The organism is Pseudoalteromonas sp. N1230-9, assembly GCF_032716425.1.
In the GTDB taxonomy this organism is placed as follows: domain Bacteria; phylum Pseudomonadota; class Gammaproteobacteria; order Enterobacterales; family Alteromonadaceae; genus Pseudoalteromonas.
This window is the reverse complement of sequence record NZ_CP090420.1, coordinates 305,837-322,091: the sequence shown is the minus strand read 5'-3', so window position 1 is coordinate 322,091 and position 16,255 is coordinate 305,837. Positions and strand designations below refer to the sequence as shown.

At 40.0% G+C, this 16,255-nt stretch carries 14 protein-coding genes; 2 read left to right on the top strand and 12 right to left on the bottom strand.

Going from position 1 to position 16,255, the window contains the following annotated elements:
* Positions 1–2: 2 nt before the first annotated feature.
* Positions 3–1,169 carry an efflux RND transporter periplasmic adaptor subunit gene (locus tag LY624_RS18835; protein ID WP_341804799.1) on the bottom strand — a complete coding sequence of 389 codons (1,167 nt, stop codon included), beginning with the start codon at positions 1,167–1,169 and terminating at the stop codon, positions 3–5.
* 118 nt (positions 1,170–1,287) lie between these two features.
* Here LY624_RS18835 and LY624_RS18830 point away from each other — a divergent pair, with 118 nt between their 5' ends.
* A complete protein-coding gene (locus LY624_RS18830; protein WP_341804798.1) occupies positions 1,288–2,238 on the top strand; it encodes a LysR family transcriptional regulator in 951 nt (316 codons plus the stop codon).
* A 4-nt stretch (positions 2,239–2,242) separates the two neighbouring features.
* Here LY624_RS18830 and LY624_RS18825 read toward each other — a convergent pair whose 3' ends face one another.
* Both LY624_RS18825 and LY624_RS18820 read right to left on the bottom strand, forming a co-directional pair.
* A complete protein-coding gene (locus LY624_RS18825) occupies positions 2,243–3,298 on the bottom strand; it encodes a GGDEF domain-containing protein (protein WP_341804797.1) in 1,056 nt (351 codons plus the stop codon).
* 186 nt (positions 3,299–3,484) lie between these two features.
* Complete coding sequence (locus tag LY624_RS18820) at positions 3,485–4,330, bottom strand: DUF6279 family lipoprotein (protein WP_341804796.1); 846 nt, start codon at positions 4,328–4,330, stop codon at positions 3,485–3,487.
* Between the two features lie 538 nt (positions 4,331–4,868).
* Here LY624_RS18820 and LY624_RS18815 point away from each other — a divergent pair.
* Complete coding sequence (locus tag LY624_RS18815) at positions 4,869–5,594, top strand: tetratricopeptide repeat protein (protein ID WP_341804795.1); 726 nt, start codon at positions 4,869–4,871, stop codon at positions 5,592–5,594.
* Positions 5,595–5,610: 16 nt separating this feature from the next.
* Here the strand turns inward: LY624_RS18815 and LY624_RS18810 are convergent, their stop codons facing one another.
* The 9 genes from LY624_RS18810 to LY624_RS18770 all read right to left on the bottom strand — a co-directional run bounded on the left by LY624_RS18810 (position 5,611) and on the right by LY624_RS18770 (position 16,205).
* A complete protein-coding gene (locus tag LY624_RS18810) occupies positions 5,611–7,008 on the bottom strand; it encodes a coniferyl aldehyde dehydrogenase (RefSeq protein WP_341804880.1) in 1,398 nt (465 codons plus the stop codon).
* 146 nt (positions 7,009–7,154) lie between these two features.
* Entirely contained in the window at positions 7,155–8,585 is a 1,431-nt protein-coding gene (locus LY624_RS18805) for an SLC13 family permease (RefSeq protein ID WP_267136340.1), read from the bottom strand.
* A 56-nt stretch (positions 8,586–8,641) separates the two neighbouring features.
* Positions 8,642–9,601: a porin gene (locus tag LY624_RS18800; protein ID WP_341804794.1), complete on the bottom strand. Its 960-nt coding sequence runs from the start codon at positions 9,599–9,601 to the stop codon at positions 8,642–8,644.
* 185 nt (positions 9,602–9,786) lie between these two features.
* A complete protein-coding gene (locus tag LY624_RS18795) occupies positions 9,787–11,157 on the bottom strand; it encodes a sigma-54-dependent transcriptional regulator (protein WP_130152142.1) in 1,371 nt (456 codons plus the stop codon).
* A complete protein-coding gene (locus LY624_RS18790; protein ID WP_341804793.1) occupies positions 11,154–12,893 on the bottom strand; it encodes a sensor histidine kinase in 1,740 nt (579 codons plus the stop codon). The genes LY624_RS18795 and LY624_RS18790 overlap by 4 nt, the downstream gene beginning before the upstream one ends.
* 23 nt (positions 12,894–12,916) lie before the next feature.
* Positions 12,917–14,935 carry a TonB-dependent receptor plug domain-containing protein gene (locus LY624_RS18785; protein ID WP_341804792.1) on the bottom strand — a complete coding sequence of 673 codons (2,019 nt, stop codon included), beginning with the start codon at positions 14,933–14,935 and terminating at the stop codon, positions 12,917–12,919.
* A gap of 149 nt (positions 14,936–15,084) precedes the next feature.
* Positions 15,085–15,357: a CBU_0592 family membrane protein gene (locus LY624_RS18780; protein ID WP_341804791.1), complete on the bottom strand. Its 273-nt coding sequence runs from the start codon at positions 15,355–15,357 to the stop codon at positions 15,085–15,087.
* Positions 15,358–15,506: 149 nt separating this feature from the next.
* Entirely contained in the window at positions 15,507–15,758 is a 252-nt protein-coding gene (locus tag LY624_RS18775) for a hypothetical protein (protein ID WP_237118885.1), read from the bottom strand.
* A 42-nt stretch (positions 15,759–15,800) separates the two neighbouring features.
* Positions 15,801–16,205, bottom strand: a complete 405-nt coding sequence (locus LY624_RS18770; RefSeq protein WP_341804790.1) for a DUF1761 domain-containing protein — start codon at positions 16,203–16,205, stop codon at positions 15,801–15,803.
* Positions 16,206–16,255 lie beyond the last annotated feature (50 nt).

Sequence of the window (16,255 nt, the reverse complement as noted above, 5' to 3'; positions counted from 1 at the left end):
CCCTACTGTTTTGCAACCAAATCTGAATGATTATTTGAAAGAGTGAACGCAATACCATCGCTATTAATGGTTACTGTGTTTGGTGAAATTGGCATACCAGGGCCAACACGCGCAGGACCATTCACAGCAATCACATCGCTTTCGTTTAGACCCGATGTAATTGCTCGTAAGCTGCCGTAACGCTCACCTACTGTCACTAATTTGTATTCAAGAACATTGCCCTCACCCACAGTGAGTACAAAGCGGTTCTTTAAGTCTGTTCCTATAGCGCGTTCAGGCACGATGACTTTTTCACTGACTTTATCTGCTGCAAGCTTAATGCGAGCGAATGAACCCGCACGCAGTTGTTGTTCATCGTTTTCGAACACAGCACGTACACGAAGAGTACCGGTAGTTTGGTTGATTTGGTTATCTATGAAGTTGATTTTGCCATTGAAGTTAAAGCTGGTTTCACCCACTTTTTGCATCACAACTGCTTGTTCACTTTGCGCTGTTACATCAGCAAATGACTGGTTCCACGTGCGCTCATCAATATCAAAATAAGCATACATTTGCTGGTTTGACACAATGCTTGTTAACACACTTTGACCAGCAAGTACGTTGTTACCTTTGGTGATATTCGCACGCGATACAACGCCATCAATGGGTGAACGCACTTGGGTGAATGCTAAATCAAGTTCAGCAGCTGTAAGCTCGGCCTGTAGTGCTAGCAACTGCGCTTCGCGTTGTCTAAGCGTTGATTTACGAGATTCAGCTTGCTCAGTTGAAATCGCTTTACGCTCTGTTAAGCGCTCCGCGCGTTTGGCTTCACTTTTAGCTTGCTCAAGTGCTGCCTTAGCACTTTCGATTTGTGCTTTTAGGCTATCAACCACAGCTGCAAAAGGACGTGCATCAAGGGTGAAAAGCAAATCACCCTCTTTCACGCTGTCGCCTTCTTTAAAATTAATTTTATCAATAACACCCGAAACACGCGGCATAAGTGCAACTTCTTGTGGCGCTTCTAAACGCGTTGTATAGGTGTGCCAATTTTGCACTGGCTTAACAAGTACTTTTGCTACGTCAATGGGTTGTAAATGTTGTTGCTGGGCTGCTTGGTTGGCTTCTGTACCACACCCTGCAAGCGTTAAGCTCGCAATGGTCACCGCCACTGCAAGAATAGATTTGTTCATCACGACTCTCCTGTTAATAGATTGGAGACAATGTTACGGAACTAATTAGCGGATAAAAACGATAGATTTTTAAATTCATTAATGCCAGAATGGCACCAATAAAGTTTAAGGAACTACTATGGATACCACCAGCCGCTTATTAATGTTGCTTGAAGTGATTGAACGAGGCTCATTTGCTAAAGCAGCAGAGTCTAGGAATATAGACCGCTCGGTCATATCAAAACAAATTAGCCGCCTTGAAGATGAATTAGGGGTGCGCTTACTCAATCGTACAACGCGCTCTTTTTCATTGACTGCCGCGGGTGCTGAAATGGTAAAAAAAGCAGCCGAACTCAGAGATTTGTTATCAGATACAGTAAGACTTGCTGAGAATTATCATCAAGAACCTCGTGGTACATTAAAAATTACCTCATCAAGTATTATTGGTAAACGGTATATTCAGCCAGTAATTAATGACTTTCAAAAACGCTTTCCGCAAGTTGAAGTAGAGCTTCGTTTAGACGACAGACTGATTGATTTAGTGTCAGAAGGCTATGATTTGGCATTTCGTGTTGGCGAACCAAAAGACTCGTCATTTATAGCTCGTAAAATTGCCCGCAACCGGATGTTACTACTAGCCTCACCGGAATTTATTGAAACCTACGGCATGCCAAAACATGTTGAAGATTTAAAAGACCTGCCTGCTGCCAGTTATTCGAGCCCAAGTAAACGCATTATTGGAATTCGCTATCGTGATGCCAAAGGCGATGTTGTTGAGCAAAACATTAAAAGTGTTTTTCGCGCTAACGATGCCGAAGTACTTCTTATGAAGGCAATTTCAGGCAATGCTTATGTTCTTGCACCAGCGTTTATTCTTGATGATGAAGTAAAACGTGGTGACTTAGTGCCTATTTTAACCGATATGGAATTACTCGATTACAGCGCAGTATACGCGGTTTATCCGCACAGAGATTTACCAGTAAGAACGCGGTTATTCTTTGATGCGATGCGTGAATTCATCGGTAAAGATATCCCTATATGGGAAGCGAATATTCCAGAGTTTGATAGCATGTACAAAGGCAGTGCGTAGTATCTTAACTCGCTTTATCACACTTAAGCACTTGTTGATTTAACTCATAGGCTGTTACTACCCTGTTTCGCCCCTGTTTTTTTGCTTGGTAAAGCGCATCATCTGCACGTTTTATAAAGTTTTTAAGCGTTTGATTTGGCATATAGCAAGCAACGCCAATACTGATTGTTAAGTTTATCGCTTGTTCATCAATAGTGTGAATCGTCGTTGATAAATTCTCCCTAAGCATGTCCGCAAACTCATAGGCGCTTTGCGGATCACTATGGGAAAGGAATATAGCAAATTCTTCTCCGCCGATGCGGAAAATAACGTTTTTATTGATTTGCTCAGCAAAAAAAGCCGTTACATTAATTAAAACGCGGTCACCAACTCCATGACCAAACTGATCGTTTATTTTTTTAAAATAATCAATGTCGATCATTAATACATATGTGCCAGGTTTATCAGCCAAATCCACTTCAAAGTAGTGAGTCATTGCTAAACGGTTACCAGCCCCTGTAAGTGGGTCTAAAAGTGCTAAATTTTCAAGCCGTTTTCCGTACTCTGCCCGACTATTTTCAAAGGTATGAGACACTGCCCAGATACTAATATAGGTAAACGAAAAATTAAGTAGAAAGTTAACCGTATTCAAAGGCTCTAAGCTCTGCTTAGTACCGAGAATTAATGCTTGAACAACTGCCACTATAAGCGAAAAAACAACGCCATATTGTTTACCTAGCAATAGGTAAAACAAAATTGGTAACGAGCACGTCCAAATGAACAACAAACTCTTTATATTACTGAAATAAGTACCTATTGTGATTAAGACAGTTAGGAAAACAGACAAAGTAAGCGATTGCCACAATTGACCAGTGTGCTTACGTGTATACCAGTAAATATAAAAACAAAAAGCCGCAAAACCAACTTCTAAAATACCGAGTAGATAAAAGTCGTTAATAAAAAGATTAAGAAGGGCAAAAATACTTGCAAGGATCCCCAAACAAAATCCCATCCATTTAAGAACATTATTTCGTAAAGCTTCGGTGCCACGCAGTGCGCCAATATCCATTATTAATCTCATTAACTTTGTTATTGACTAATTTTAACGCGAAACCTGTATTTTCGGAACATTTTTATTTAATGCAATAATGCACACAATTTAAGTACTTTGTAAAAACACGATTCTGAAAAGTTCTATGAATCTAGCATACTGATTCAATTAGTAGCTTACTTTTAAATCAGCAGATAAGCCCTTGAATTAACCTATTTAGTCATCAATTAGATCACTCACTTGTTCGATTAATTCATCAAACTCGTCATGAATGTTACGTCGCTGCTTCTGTGTGAGGGTTCCTTTTAACGCGACAAGCAGCTCCACATAGTTATCAAGGTTCTCATCATCAGCCTTAATTAGCGCTTCGCTCATATACAAACTGCGATTATTAATTATCACCACTAGGGCTTGGTCAAAATCTTCTCGTTTACTCTCTGCTGTAAAGAGTTGTTTTAGTGCATCCAAACGTGTTTGCTTATATTCCAGCCAAAGTAAAGAGGTTTCAATTCGATCGTTAGCTGCTGTTTCAATTAACTTTTTTTGCTCATTAGAGAGTTTTCCGAGCCATTCTTTATAATTTTCAAGATTCTCTTCTAAGCGTTCTTTTTTATGCTCTGCAAGTGTTTTCTTTTTATATTCCTCATACTCATCGTCAATTGAGGCTTGGATAGCAGCAACAAATTCAGTGCGCTGTTCTATCGACAACGAGTTTGCTAAATTGATCAGATCAGGTTCAAGCTTTTCAACTAACGTTTGCCAATGTTGTTTAGCTTGCAAGAAGTGTTGTTTTAACTGTTGTTGATTAACATCAACATCAAGCATCGATTTTAGACTCTCTAAATCTTTCTTGTATAAAGGTAACTGTGTTTCCCTGTGCCAATCTCTGCTGGTTTTAACTATTTGCTTAAATTTGTCTGACTGCTGAGAATTTAGATCAACATAATCATCAATCCAAAAGCCTGATAACCAACCCAGATTGTTATATGTAAAACTGGCAGAGCATCCTACCGTGGCAAAAACTAAACATAAAATGACGAAATATTTTAATAAATTGTTCATTGTTCTTTTACTAAACCTTGTTCCTAATGAGTACTTTAGCAAGTTAATAGACTGTGTAAATATTATTTGGCCAACTTAAATGAAATTAATTATCATTTAACTATTGACGAATGCGAGAACCTAAGTAATAATCGTTATCAACAACTTGGTTCACTTCAAAATTCTCACAGCAAAATCAATGCTTATAAAAGATTGATATTGCTTCGCCAAGTTTGTTCAAGATGTAACTCTTGATTGTAAGTTGCTTCCTCGACCCGAGCATCGACATAAAACGTTACACTTTACTTGCTACATTGCTCATATCGGTGACGGTAGATATGACACGAAAAAGCCCGCTAAGGGCTTTTTTTATTTCTTTAATTTTTCTGTAAAATCTGTATCTTAGGCCTACTTAAAATTTTTAAAGCATGCCATTGCAGCTAAATTGGGCAATTGAAGTGGTTGGGTCTAAACTAAAAGTGATGTTTCGCCCTTTGCTACGATGGCAATGCAATTATCAATAAAAGTTGATATTTAAACACACATTTGGAGGCCGACTATGTTCAAGCCTAATTTAAAATCACTCATACTTTGTGGTGCGCTAATTATTTCACCTTTAGCAGCAAGTTCTAGCTTTGAAGACGCCCAACTAGCCGCTAATGAGGGACGATTTGAAGAAGCTCTACAGACGTATAATTATATGGCTGATAGAGGTTATGCCCCTGCCATGTATGAACTTGGTAAATTATACGAAGGTGGTTTTGGTGTAAAACGTGACTACCATAAAGCAGCAGAGCTTTATCAAAAGGCAGTTAAGAAAATTCATGCTGACTCTATGTTTGCCCTTGGCGTACTCTACCAAGAAGGCAAAGGTGTGAAGCTAGATAAAGAAAAAGCAATTTCACTTTTTGAAATGGCGGCGCAAAAAAATCACCCTGCAGCACAGTACAATTTAGGTGTGATGTACGCGAATGGCGAAGGTGTATTACAAGACTACCGTACTGCCATGAGTTGGTATCAAAAAGCAGCTGCGAACAACTTTTCCCTGGCGCAGTTTAATATGGCACTGATGTATTATGATGGCTTAGGCGTTCCTAAGAATCTCGAAAAATCATATATTTGGAATACAATTGCTGAATACAACGGCAATATGGATGCAAGTCATAGTCGTAAACTAGACGAGCGAAACATGATGCCAGCAGAGGTTGAAGCAGCAAAAGAAAAGGCTGATGCCATTTACGCTAAAATTCAAGCAGGTCTCTATGCGCCTGATGGACGTCTGTAATCTCTGGTACTTGCGCCTACTGGCGCAAGTACATCCATTTTAATAGCTTTATTAATAATTTATTCTGTTTTAACAGCATTGATGTGCGTGGGTTAAACCTTCCTGATACCAGTGTGTTGCGAGCATGGCTAAAGGTCTTAAACCCTTCTATACCATGATAATGCCCCATTCCAGACTCACCAATACCGCCAAACGGTAGTTGATCCGCTGTTACCTGCATCAAAACATCATTAATCGCAAGTGTACCACTTCGTATTGCCGCACTAAGATCAGAAATGACAGTCGAATCATGACCAAAAATATACAAAGCCAACGGATGCGGACGACCATTAATATAGGTGGTTACTTGGCTGAGTGAGTCATAGGTCATAATTGGTAATATCGGTCCGAAAATCTCCTCTTGCATTATTTTCATATCATCACTTACTTGAGTGAGGATATGCAAACCCATACGATGCTTAAGCTCATCAGCCGTATTCTCTTCGTGAGCTGTAAACAATTGCGCGCCCTTTGCCTGTGCATCTTCTACATAGCTAGATAAACGAGCAAAATGTGCATCGGAGATTATTGAGGTAAGATTTTTTCCTTCAACACCTTGCTGATAATGCTGTTTATAAAGTTCACAAAGCTGCTGAATGAGTTGGTGCTCTAGGTTTTTTGGAACAAATACATAATCAGGCGCAACACATATTTGACCTGCATTATTAAGTTTGCCAAATAATAATGTGCGAGCAACGGCTTTAATATTCACATCATCAAGCACAACAACGGGAGATTTACCTCCTAATTCAAGGGTCACAGGAGTTAAGTGCTGACTTGCAGATTGCATCACTTTACGACCAACCGAGGTTGAACCCGTGAACAACAGATGTGCAAACGGTATGTCACTAAATGCGGCGGCAATGTCAGGGCCTCCTTCGACTACAACACAATGGCTTGCAAGCTCATCTTTGAATATTTCTGTTAACTGTGCATTTGTATGGGGGGTAAACTCGCTGAGTTTTAGCATAACCCGATTACCAGCAGCTAAAGCACTAATAACAGGCACAAGGGATAATTGAATAGGGTAATTCCAAGGCGCAATAACACCCACAACCCCTTTAGGTTGATATTGGATGTGGGCATGTGAAGGCCATAAGCTGATCCCAACAGAACGAGATTCGTTACGCGTCCACTTGGGTAAACGTTTTATGGTATCAGAAATCGCTTTAACTGTCGGGAGCAAATCTCCGAGTACAGTATCAAAACTTGTTCGATAGCCAAAGTCTTTACTCGCAGCAGCAACAAGCTGTTGCTCATTCTCAATCAACCTCTTTTTAATCGTTTTTAAGAGGTTTATACGTGTCTGTATTGGCAGGAAAGGTTGAGATAAAAAAGCGTTATTCAGCTGCTCGAATTGATTAATCAAACCCATTTGAGTATTCGTCAAAATTGAACCCCTTAAAAGATTAAGTTCAGACTATAACCTTCTATAATTCTGTGGGCAATATTACACATTGAAAAACAGCACCCAGTTGGGTGCTGTTTATTGGTTGGATGGTTGGTTTAAACGTTGACTGTTCAGAAGCCGAAAACAGCAGCTACAAGGGTCATTGTCACTATGGTGATCATCGCAATGGCGATAATATTCAGTGCAAAACCAGAGCGGATCATGTCACGCATTTGAATTTGCCCAGAACCAAACACAATGGCATTTGGTGGTGTTGCTACAGGCATCATAAATGCACAACTACACGCAATTGCCGCTGGAATAACCCAAACAAGTGGGGTACCAAATACTGATTCAGCAACCGGACCTAACAGTGGCAAGAAGCCAGCAGCTGTCGCTGTGTTACTGGTAATCTCTGTTAAGAAAGTAATTAACGCGGTTACGGCTAATACGCTCAGTACCAGAGGTATAGCACTGGCACCTTCAATCATATGCGCTATGTATTCAGCTAAGCCTGATGACTTTATTTGTGCTGCCAATGTTAAACCACCACCGAACAGTAGTAACACACCCCACGGTACTTTCGCTGCACTTTCCCAATCAAGGATACGCTCACCATCGCCTTTATTAGCAGGCAGTACAAATAACAGAAGCGCAGCTGCAATAGCAATCCCAGTATCTGATACATTCAACCCTGAGTAGTCAGCGATCAAAGGTCTGAAGATCCAGCAAATAGCTGCTAAAGCAAATACCAAGGCAACGCCCTTCTCTGCACGCTGCATTGCTCCAAGCTCTTGAAGCTGAGACAAAAAGAGTGATTTAGTGTCTTTACTGGCCGCTTTTGCACATTGTGTATCTACTTTATAAGCAAATTTAGTCAACCACACCCAGCATAAAATAAGCATAACGGTCGCAAGTGGTACACCGACTTTCATCCACTCAGCAAAGCCAATATCTATCTTGTAGCTGTCTGATAAATAGGCGGCCATTAATGCATTTGGAGGAGTACCAATAAGTGTTGCAATACCCCCAATACTTGCACCATAAGCGATTGATAATAATAATGCTTTACCAAATTGGTCATTTTCTGGGTTTGACTGCTTAACCAACATAGTAATCGACATCGCAATCGGTAACATCATCACTGCTGTTGCTGTATTAGACATCCACATTGACAAGAATGCCGTTACCAACATCATGGCTAAAATTTGTAGGCTTGGCTTTGTCCCCGCACGAAGCATGGTATTGAGTGCAATACGCTTATGTAGACCCCAACGCTCCATCGCGATGGAGATCAAAAAGCCGCCTAAGAATAAAAAGATCAAAGGGTGTGCATAAGGTGCTGCGACGCCTTTGATTGCTGCAATGTCAGCAAGAGGGGATATAACAAGAGGCAATAAAGATGTTGCAGGAATTGGCACAACCTCACTCACCCACCAAGAAGCCATCCAAAAAGCAAGACCTGCCGTTCTTAAAGCTGGCACACTCATACCAGCAGGTGGCTCAATAAAACACGTTAACAGCATCACTAATGGGCCTAGTAATAACATAACTGTGCTCATTAATGGACGTGGCTGTGTACCATCTTTTGTTTGATTAACTAATGACATACTAACTCCTAGAACTTGTATTTAAGACCAAGCGCAATACTGTTGTCTGATTCAAGTTCAAGATCTAAATCAGTGTAAAATAAGTAAGCCGTAGTTTGTTTATCAAATACGTAGTCAAGTCCCGCTGTCCATTGCTTGCCCTCTTCAGCATGACGGATTTTAGAGTCATCTTTCACGTATTGAAGCTTTGGTAACCACTTATCAATCGTGTAACTAGCACTGAGTGCATAACCATTCCCTTCTTTTATGCCGTCGGTAGATTCACTGCGTTGAAATAAACCACCCAGTTGCAAATTGTCATACTTCCAAGTTGCAACAACACGACTTGCTGTTAATTTATTTAACGCATCAACATGGCTTATAGCAACATAGTATGTTTTTGATTTTAATGCTCGGTCACCATAAATAATAGTTGCAGCAAAACCTGCCTCATCATTACTGCTATCATCTTTAGGCGCATAAGTAAGTGCTAAAGATGCGCCACCATAGGTTTTAGAACTGTATGTAATCGTGTCACCAATACGATCTTGGCCTGGAATAAGCTGCGCGATATCTGCTTGGGTTTCGTTAAAGCCGTCTATCTTACCTTCTGAGTATTTAAAACGGGTATCATTACGACCAACAACCACTTCACCAAAATTGCCAGCAAGGCCTAAGTAGGTGTTGCGAGCTGAAAACGGTTCGTCAGTATCATCATGCTCAAAGCCTTTTACTTGCACTTCATATTTGAAAACGGCTTTTAAAGACTCGGTTAGTTTATGACTACCTTTAATGCCAATTCGAGAAAACGGTGCTTCAATTTGAGTACCTTCATCGACATAGCGCATAACACCTGTATCTGTGTTTGCGATTTGGACTTCTGCTTTACCATATATTGCATAATCAGCAGCAAATGCTGAGTTGGCAAAACAGGCGATAGCCACACTCGCCGCTAGGTATGTTTTTGTTTGAGTTAATATTGTTGTCATTATGTGCCCCCTGTTATTAGGTTCAAATTGCTGTTCCTAACTACAGAGGCAAATTGGTTGCCAACTCAGAATGTTAAATTAAATACCTTTAATAACAGTGTTATGTCACTATTTAATCAGTTTACATGGCGAAAAACGTGCGGTTTTCCACACAATTAAAACGCTTAGTTGTCACCAAATCCACACTAGTCTTTAAACATTTCGCGGTTGATTCCATATTTTGCCATCTTGTCATAAAGAGTTTTGCGTGCAATCTGCAAGGTGGCCATGGTATTTTTGATACTCGCATTATTTCGCTCTAGCGCATCTTCAATTAATGATTGCTCATAAAAACTGACTTTTTCCGCTAAGCTTAAATCCTGAGCAAGTTCATTATCATTATTGCTTTGGTTATAAGAAGCAAATGCTAAATCAGAGCCAAGTAACACAGCACGCTCAGCTTGGTTTCTGAGTTCTCGAACATTCCCAGGCCAATCATAGGCGAGCAGCCGCTGTTTAGCCTCGGTGCTAAGTGGTGCGGGCGGCTTATGAAAGCGTGTCGCAGCAATCGAGCTAAAGTGCTTAAATAACAATGGAATATCTGCCTTTCTATCTCGAAGAGCAGGAATACTGACTTTAACTAAATTTAACCGATAGTATAAATCGGCTCTGAATTCACCCGTTTCGACCAGTTTTAGCAAATCAACTTTGGTCGCTGCAACAATTCGCACATCAAGATCAATTGCATGGTTATCCCCCACTGGAGTAACTCTCCTTTCTTCAAGAACACGAAGTAACTTTACTTGTAAGCTTGCCGGTGTTGATTCGATCTCATCTAGAAAAACGGTCCCACCTTTGGCAAATTCAAACTTACCTTGGCGCGACTGAGTCGCTCCTGTGTATGCACCACTGGCCGCACCAAATAATTCACTCTCGATTAATTGCTCTGGAATAGCGCCGCAGTTAATAGCAACAAAATTAGCACTAGAACGATTACTTTGATCATGTAGGTAACGAGCCACAAGCTCTTTACCGGTACCTGTCTCTCCCTCAATTAATACATCTGCGGGCGTATCTATCACGGCATTGAGTAAATGCATCATTTGCTGCATTTGTTCGGTTTCGCCTAAAATACGCACACCAGGGGCAGAGGTTTTTTCGACTGCGAGTTTTAATGCGCGATTCTCCATTACTAAAGCACGCTTTTCACAAGCACGAGCAAGACAGTCAAGCAGTTGCTCTGTGAGTGGCTTTTCAAATAAATCATAGGCGCCAAGTTGCATGGCTTTTACGGCAACAGAGACATCAGCAAACCCCGTTAAAAAGATAACGGGTAATTCGCTATCAAATGCTTTTACTTGCTCAAGAAAAGCCAAGCCGTCCATTTTCGGCATATTAATATCACTTAAAACAACTCCCTCAAAGCGGCGACTTAACTTTGTTAAAGCACTCACAGGTTCATTAAAACATTGCACTTGATAGCCTTCAATTTCCAGTAGTTGCTTCAATGAATCTCGGATCATGGCCTCATCATCAATAACAATGACTTGCTTACAAGCCCCCGTAACTAAGCTCATTGTGTTTCCTTATTCGTTTGCAATGTAATAATAAATTGGGCACCACCAGCAGGCCGGTTATGGGCACTTAAGCGGCCATTGAATGAGTCTATTATTTGCCGTGAAATTGATAAACCCAACCCTAAACCATTACTGGTCTTAGTGCTGTAAAATGGCTCAAAAATATTTCCTAAGGCGTGCTGATCAATACCAGGCCCCGTATCTAATATCGATAATTTCACACGATTATCAAATAACTCTAATTCGAAACTTAACTCTCGCTGATAACACTCAGACATAGCTTGGCTGGCATTGGTTATTACATTCACCAAAACTTGTTCAAACTTAACGCTATCGACCCACACGCTTATATGCTCATCGATAGCTGCGCTTTTAATAGTAACGGCATCTTGCTTAAGTTGCGCGCTTGCGATCATCAAGGCATTTTTTAACATCTGGGCGAGGCTATGTTGGCGCAACTGAGTCTGTGATGGCTTACTAAAGTGCTTAAGTTGTGCAACAATTTTATGAACGCGTTCAATTAATGACTGAACTAAAACGAGATTTTCACTTGCCCGCGCTATATCGCCTTTTATAAGCAGGCGTTTGGCACTCACCAAATAAGTATTCATCGCGCTAAGTGGTTGGTTTATTTCATGGTTTATACCTGCACTTAACTGCCCTATTGTCGCAAGCTTAGCGGTTTGAATAAGCGCCTTTTGTGCTTTCTCTAATGCTTGTGTGCGTTCGATGACTTCTTGTTCCAGGCTATGACGAGAAAAAAGTAACTTTTTATAGCCAGCAAACCTCACCATTGACATGTGAATTAACGCCGCAACAACAACATAAAATACACAAAACCATAAAAGTCTGGGGATTTGTGCCGCAGATAAATGACTTATATCAACCAGCACAGTCGCTCTCGCTTGAATAATATCGATATTTTGGGATGCGGCAACAAAGCTTGCGCGTTTATCGTTGAGCATAATTCGCTGTAATGCAACATTTTCGCTAAGCGCTTGCCCTGAATAAGCTAATCTTTCTGGGATGTGCGATAAATACCGCCTTGAATCAATGAGATTAGCCATCTCTTGTTCACTTAACTTATTCAACGAAGTCAAACGCCAACTTGCTACATCAGACATCACGATGACACTATCGGGCAAAGAAATATAAAAATGTGTGCTTTGAGATGTATTTAGTAGTTGGCGATCTTGTTCAAACTTTTTTGCATTGACTTTTAAGCTGACAACGGCAATTACTTTGCCATCTTCAATCACAGGTTCCGAAAAATAAAAGCCTCGTTCACTAGAACGCATTCCAAGGGCAAAGTAGGCTACTTTTTGTTTGTTTTTAGCTAAATAAAAGTACGGCCTAAACGCAAAGTTACTTCCTAAAAAGGTATAGTCAACTTGCCAGTTACTACTTGCGATGACCGAGCCTGTTAAGTCCATTAAGTAAACATCCGATGCTCCGCTGGCTCTTTGAATATCTTCTAAATAATAATTAACGGCTTGCTCGCCAACTTTATTATTCGAAACGAACGATTTAACTAAGTTATTTGCACTAACAAGGGAGGGGATAGTTGCAAAGCGAGCCAATTCACTTGAAAAGTAATGGCTCAATTGCGACGCTTGAATAGCACTTTGCTGCTTGGCTTTATCAAAATCGTGTTGTCTACCAAAGTAAAAAACAAGTACTAATAAGCACACCAACAGCGCTACCGCGCCCACTAATTTTTTACTTAACGATGACATTGTGACCTTAAGTCATAACACTACTAGAATTTGACTTGGTAGTGTAACGATAATTCTTCGGTTGTTCCAGCGACAGCACCACTGGCAACGCGAGGATCAAAAACGTCATAGCGTTTGCCAAATAAATTCTCAGCTTTTAAGGCTAAATGGCTTTTATCCGTTAACTGCCATTTGATACTTCCACCCAGTAAACTATATGCAGATTGTTTAAAGTAATCGCCATTTTCAGCAGTTACCTCTACTGTATCACGCCAAATTACATTTAAATTGAATTGCCAGTTATCAAAAAGATTGTAGCTGGTAATTAAACTAGCAAATCGCTTAAAGCTAGGGTTAATTGGATCATGGAAGTACTGCGTGTAAGTTCCAGACAAGCGTAGGTTTTCATCAATTTGCCATACGCCATCTAGCTCAACACCACTATTTTGCGTATTAAATGAGTTAGCAAAGGTAAAGAAAGCCTCATTTCCTTCGTAAGGTTCTACGTTTACAAAGTCATTTAATTCGTTGTAGAACAAAACTGTATTCGTTTGTAATTTGTCAGTTTCGTAATGCCAAACAAGCTCTGTCGTTTTTATTTGTTCAGAGCTAAGTGAAGGATTGCCAATGGTTACATTGTCGTTTGAAAATAACTCATTAGTGACAGGCGTCCTGAACGACTCGCCATATTGAACTTTTAATGTATGTTGAGGGTTAATAACAAGTATACCTGCTAAGCGCGGTGATAATTTACTATCAATGTTCTTAACGTTGTCATAACGTGCTCCAACAAAAAACGTTAACGTATCAGAGTAAGGAATTTTTACCTGCCCATAGGCACTGTACGTCTCAAAAGTATATTTCAACGAGTCAAATTCAGGAAAGTCTAATACAGTAACAATGCCTTGTTGATAATACTCTGGCGCAACTATGACTAGTTCAGATTCGCTATCATAATAGGTGGTTCTAACGCCCGCCTCTACCTGCTCAGCTTGAGCATATTCTAAACCCGCTACTAACTGCCATTGATTATCAAATTGGTAGTTTAATTCGGTATCAAATTTAGTGTCTGTCGTTTGCCACTTAGGCCCAAGTAAAAAATCGGGTATATCAGTAAAAGCCGCAATTAAGCCTGCACTAGAAATAGCATGTTCGGTATAAGATACATGGCTATCAATGGTTAAATTCTCGCTTTCAAACCATGTGTAGTTGGCACCTAAAAACTGATTATCACTTGTGTGTTGGTTTTGAGATGAGTAACCAGCAAGATTTAAAAATTCATCCAGTTTTGTTTTGTTGTATCGGGCACGCAGTTCAAGTTGCTCAATATCAAGCCCAGCTTCAAAATAAACAGCTTCTAAAGGATCTCTTACGCCTTGTGAGTATTTCTCGCCGTCTTTTTTGTCATAAGAAAATGAAAAAAATGCAGATGTTTGTTCGTTAAATTGTTTGTGGAACTGCCCAGTCACCCCAAGACGACCGTTACTACCAGCAAGCAGATTGATTGAATTACGATCTTTACTTGTGACAATATTCATCACACCAAGAAACGCATTACTACCGTACAAGGCCGAGCCTGGACCTCTTATAAACTCAATTTTTTTAATAATATCAATAGGAATATATGGCATGTAAACTGATGCTTTACCAAATGATGATTCATTGACTCGCTCTCCATTGATCATCACTAAGACATTACCATTATCTAAATAGACGCCGCGTGCATGTTCTTTAGGTACCGCACCAACCCAGTCTCCTCGCGTTGATTGCATGCCAGGAACAAAGTTCATCACCTCATAGGCATTATCGACCCCTAAAGCCTGTATTTGTTTTCGAGTAAACACACTCATCGTTGAGGGAACTGAAGAAAGGGTTTCATTCGTTTTACTAGCGATATCAACCTGCACATTGAGTAAATCTTCAAAGCTTAGGCTAAATAAATCTTGCTCAATATTCACCAGTTCAGCAGCTGAAGCGGCCGAATACAAAGAAAGTGAGAGAATTGCTGAACATCTTAAAAACATTTGCTGCGTAAGACCTGTATCAAAGCAACGTGCTGACATGCAACACACCATTTACACTATTAATACAAAAGATAGACACGCTTGCAATATTTTTATAGTTAAAGACACAAAAAAGCTCATTAACAATAGCTTAAATGCGTAATTAATGAGCTTTTATCTCTTAGCCACAAAGAGATTATTAAACTTTTCTAGCTAAATTGCTTTGCGCTGTCTGTGCGTTTGTTTTTGATGTATTTATACAGCCCGATTACAGAGGCAGCAATCCAGAAGATCTCAATAACAAAACTGGCTAAGTTGAAATTGTAGCACAGGCTAATTAACAGCAAAATCGCGCCTGTTAAGTTCATCATGTTGTAAACAAGCCCCGTAGGAGATGCTTTGTTTAGTTGCAGTAAGAAAAAAGCACCAACAACTAGAAATGTACCTGCCATGCCAATAATATCAAATAAAAGTGCTATCACGTTTATGCGTCCATTATATTCAATTTGTTTATACCCAAATAACTGGCCCAATCCATGGGGAGGGTTGATTTCATTCGTTGAAACAGCAAACCGAGTAATGGTATCAAAACAAAATGTATAAACGAGGATAAATGTCCGTATTTTAAATTCTATTTATGGGTCACCTTGCCACCAATAATTTTTAATGCGGGTGCACCACGGATCATCGTTTCGCGTGCAAACGGGCGTTCACATTGCGGACATACACCCTGTTTAGAAGTAAAGTCTTGACTTATGCGCTCGATAAAACATTTAACCAGCGCGCCTTTGCCACCTTTTCGATATTTGAATAACTGTGTTTTACATTGACTACAGAAAATATCGACCGTTTTTGTCGGCCCTTTTTTATTGGGTTTAGCCATGAACCTCTCATCACTTGAATTTGACGAGCTATGCTAACATGGCTAAGGCCATACACCCAAAACCAAACCAATAACTGAAAATTGTAGAATTGAATAACCAGCGTTAACTAAAAACAATTTTAATGGCCGTTGCTCAAAGATGTAGCACAAGCCAAGTGAACTACTCACCCAGCATAGTCCTACCATAAAACCTGTTCCAACAGACAAACCAACACTTATTTGCTTTCCAATAAACAAAGCTAAGGTAAAAGAAATGACGCAACATAGAATAAAACTGCCGCCAAACACACGAAAAGGATTAATTTGCTGTAAATCCATCTCGGTTAAGCCACAACTTTCCATCCAAATACGTTTAAATAACCATGGAGAATACCAAACAGCGCCCAGTAAAAAGGAAGCAAGTGCAGCAAATAAGATAGCCAAAAAATTAAGCTCTGAAAAATCCATACACCAAGACTCATACAGCTAGTGATTATTTCTGAATGTAGTTAAGGATC

Coding starts and splice junctions, on each gene's coding strand:
- LY624_RS18830 (WP_341804798.1), top strand. CDS start 1,288: ATGGATACCACCAGCCGCTTATTAATGTTGCTTGAAGTGATTGAACGA.
- LY624_RS18805 (WP_267136340.1), bottom strand. CDS start 8,585: ATGAGCACAGTTATGTTATTACTAGGCCCATTAGTGATGCTGTTAACG.
- LY624_RS18790 (WP_341804793.1), bottom strand. CDS start 12,893: ATGTCATCGTTAAGTAAAAAATTAGTGGGCGCGGTAGCGCTGTTGGTG.
- LY624_RS18825 (WP_341804797.1), bottom strand. CDS start 3,298: ATGAGATTAATAATGGATATTGGCGCACTGCGTGGCACCGAAGCTTTA.
- LY624_RS18795 (WP_130152142.1), bottom strand. CDS start 11,157: ATGAGCTTAGTTACGGGGGCTTGTAAGCAAGTCATTGTTATTGATGAT.
- LY624_RS18770 (WP_341804790.1), bottom strand. CDS start 16,205: ATGGATTTTTCAGAGCTTAATTTTTTGGCTATCTTATTTGCTGCACTT.
- LY624_RS18815 (WP_341804795.1), top strand. CDS start 4,869: ATGTTCAAGCCTAATTTAAAATCACTCATACTTTGTGGTGCGCTAATT.
- LY624_RS18775 (WP_237118885.1), bottom strand. CDS start 15,758: ATGGCTAAACCCAATAAAAAAGGGCCGACAAAAACGGTCGATATTTTC.
- LY624_RS18785 (WP_341804792.1), bottom strand. CDS start 14,935: ATGTCAGCACGTTGCTTTGATACAGGTCTTACGCAGCAAATGTTTTTA.
- LY624_RS18810 (WP_341804880.1), bottom strand. CDS start 7,008: ATGGGTTTGATTAATCAATTCGAGCAGCTGAATAACGCTTTTTTATCT.
- LY624_RS18800 (WP_341804794.1), bottom strand. CDS start 9,601: ATGACAACAATATTAACTCAAACAAAAACATACCTAGCGGCGAGTGTG.
- LY624_RS18820 (WP_341804796.1), bottom strand. CDS start 4,330: ATGAACAATTTATTAAAATATTTCGTCATTTTATGTTTAGTTTTTGCC.
- LY624_RS18835 (WP_341804799.1), bottom strand. CDS start 1,169: ATGAACAAATCTATTCTTGCAGTGGCGGTGACCATTGCGAGCTTAACG.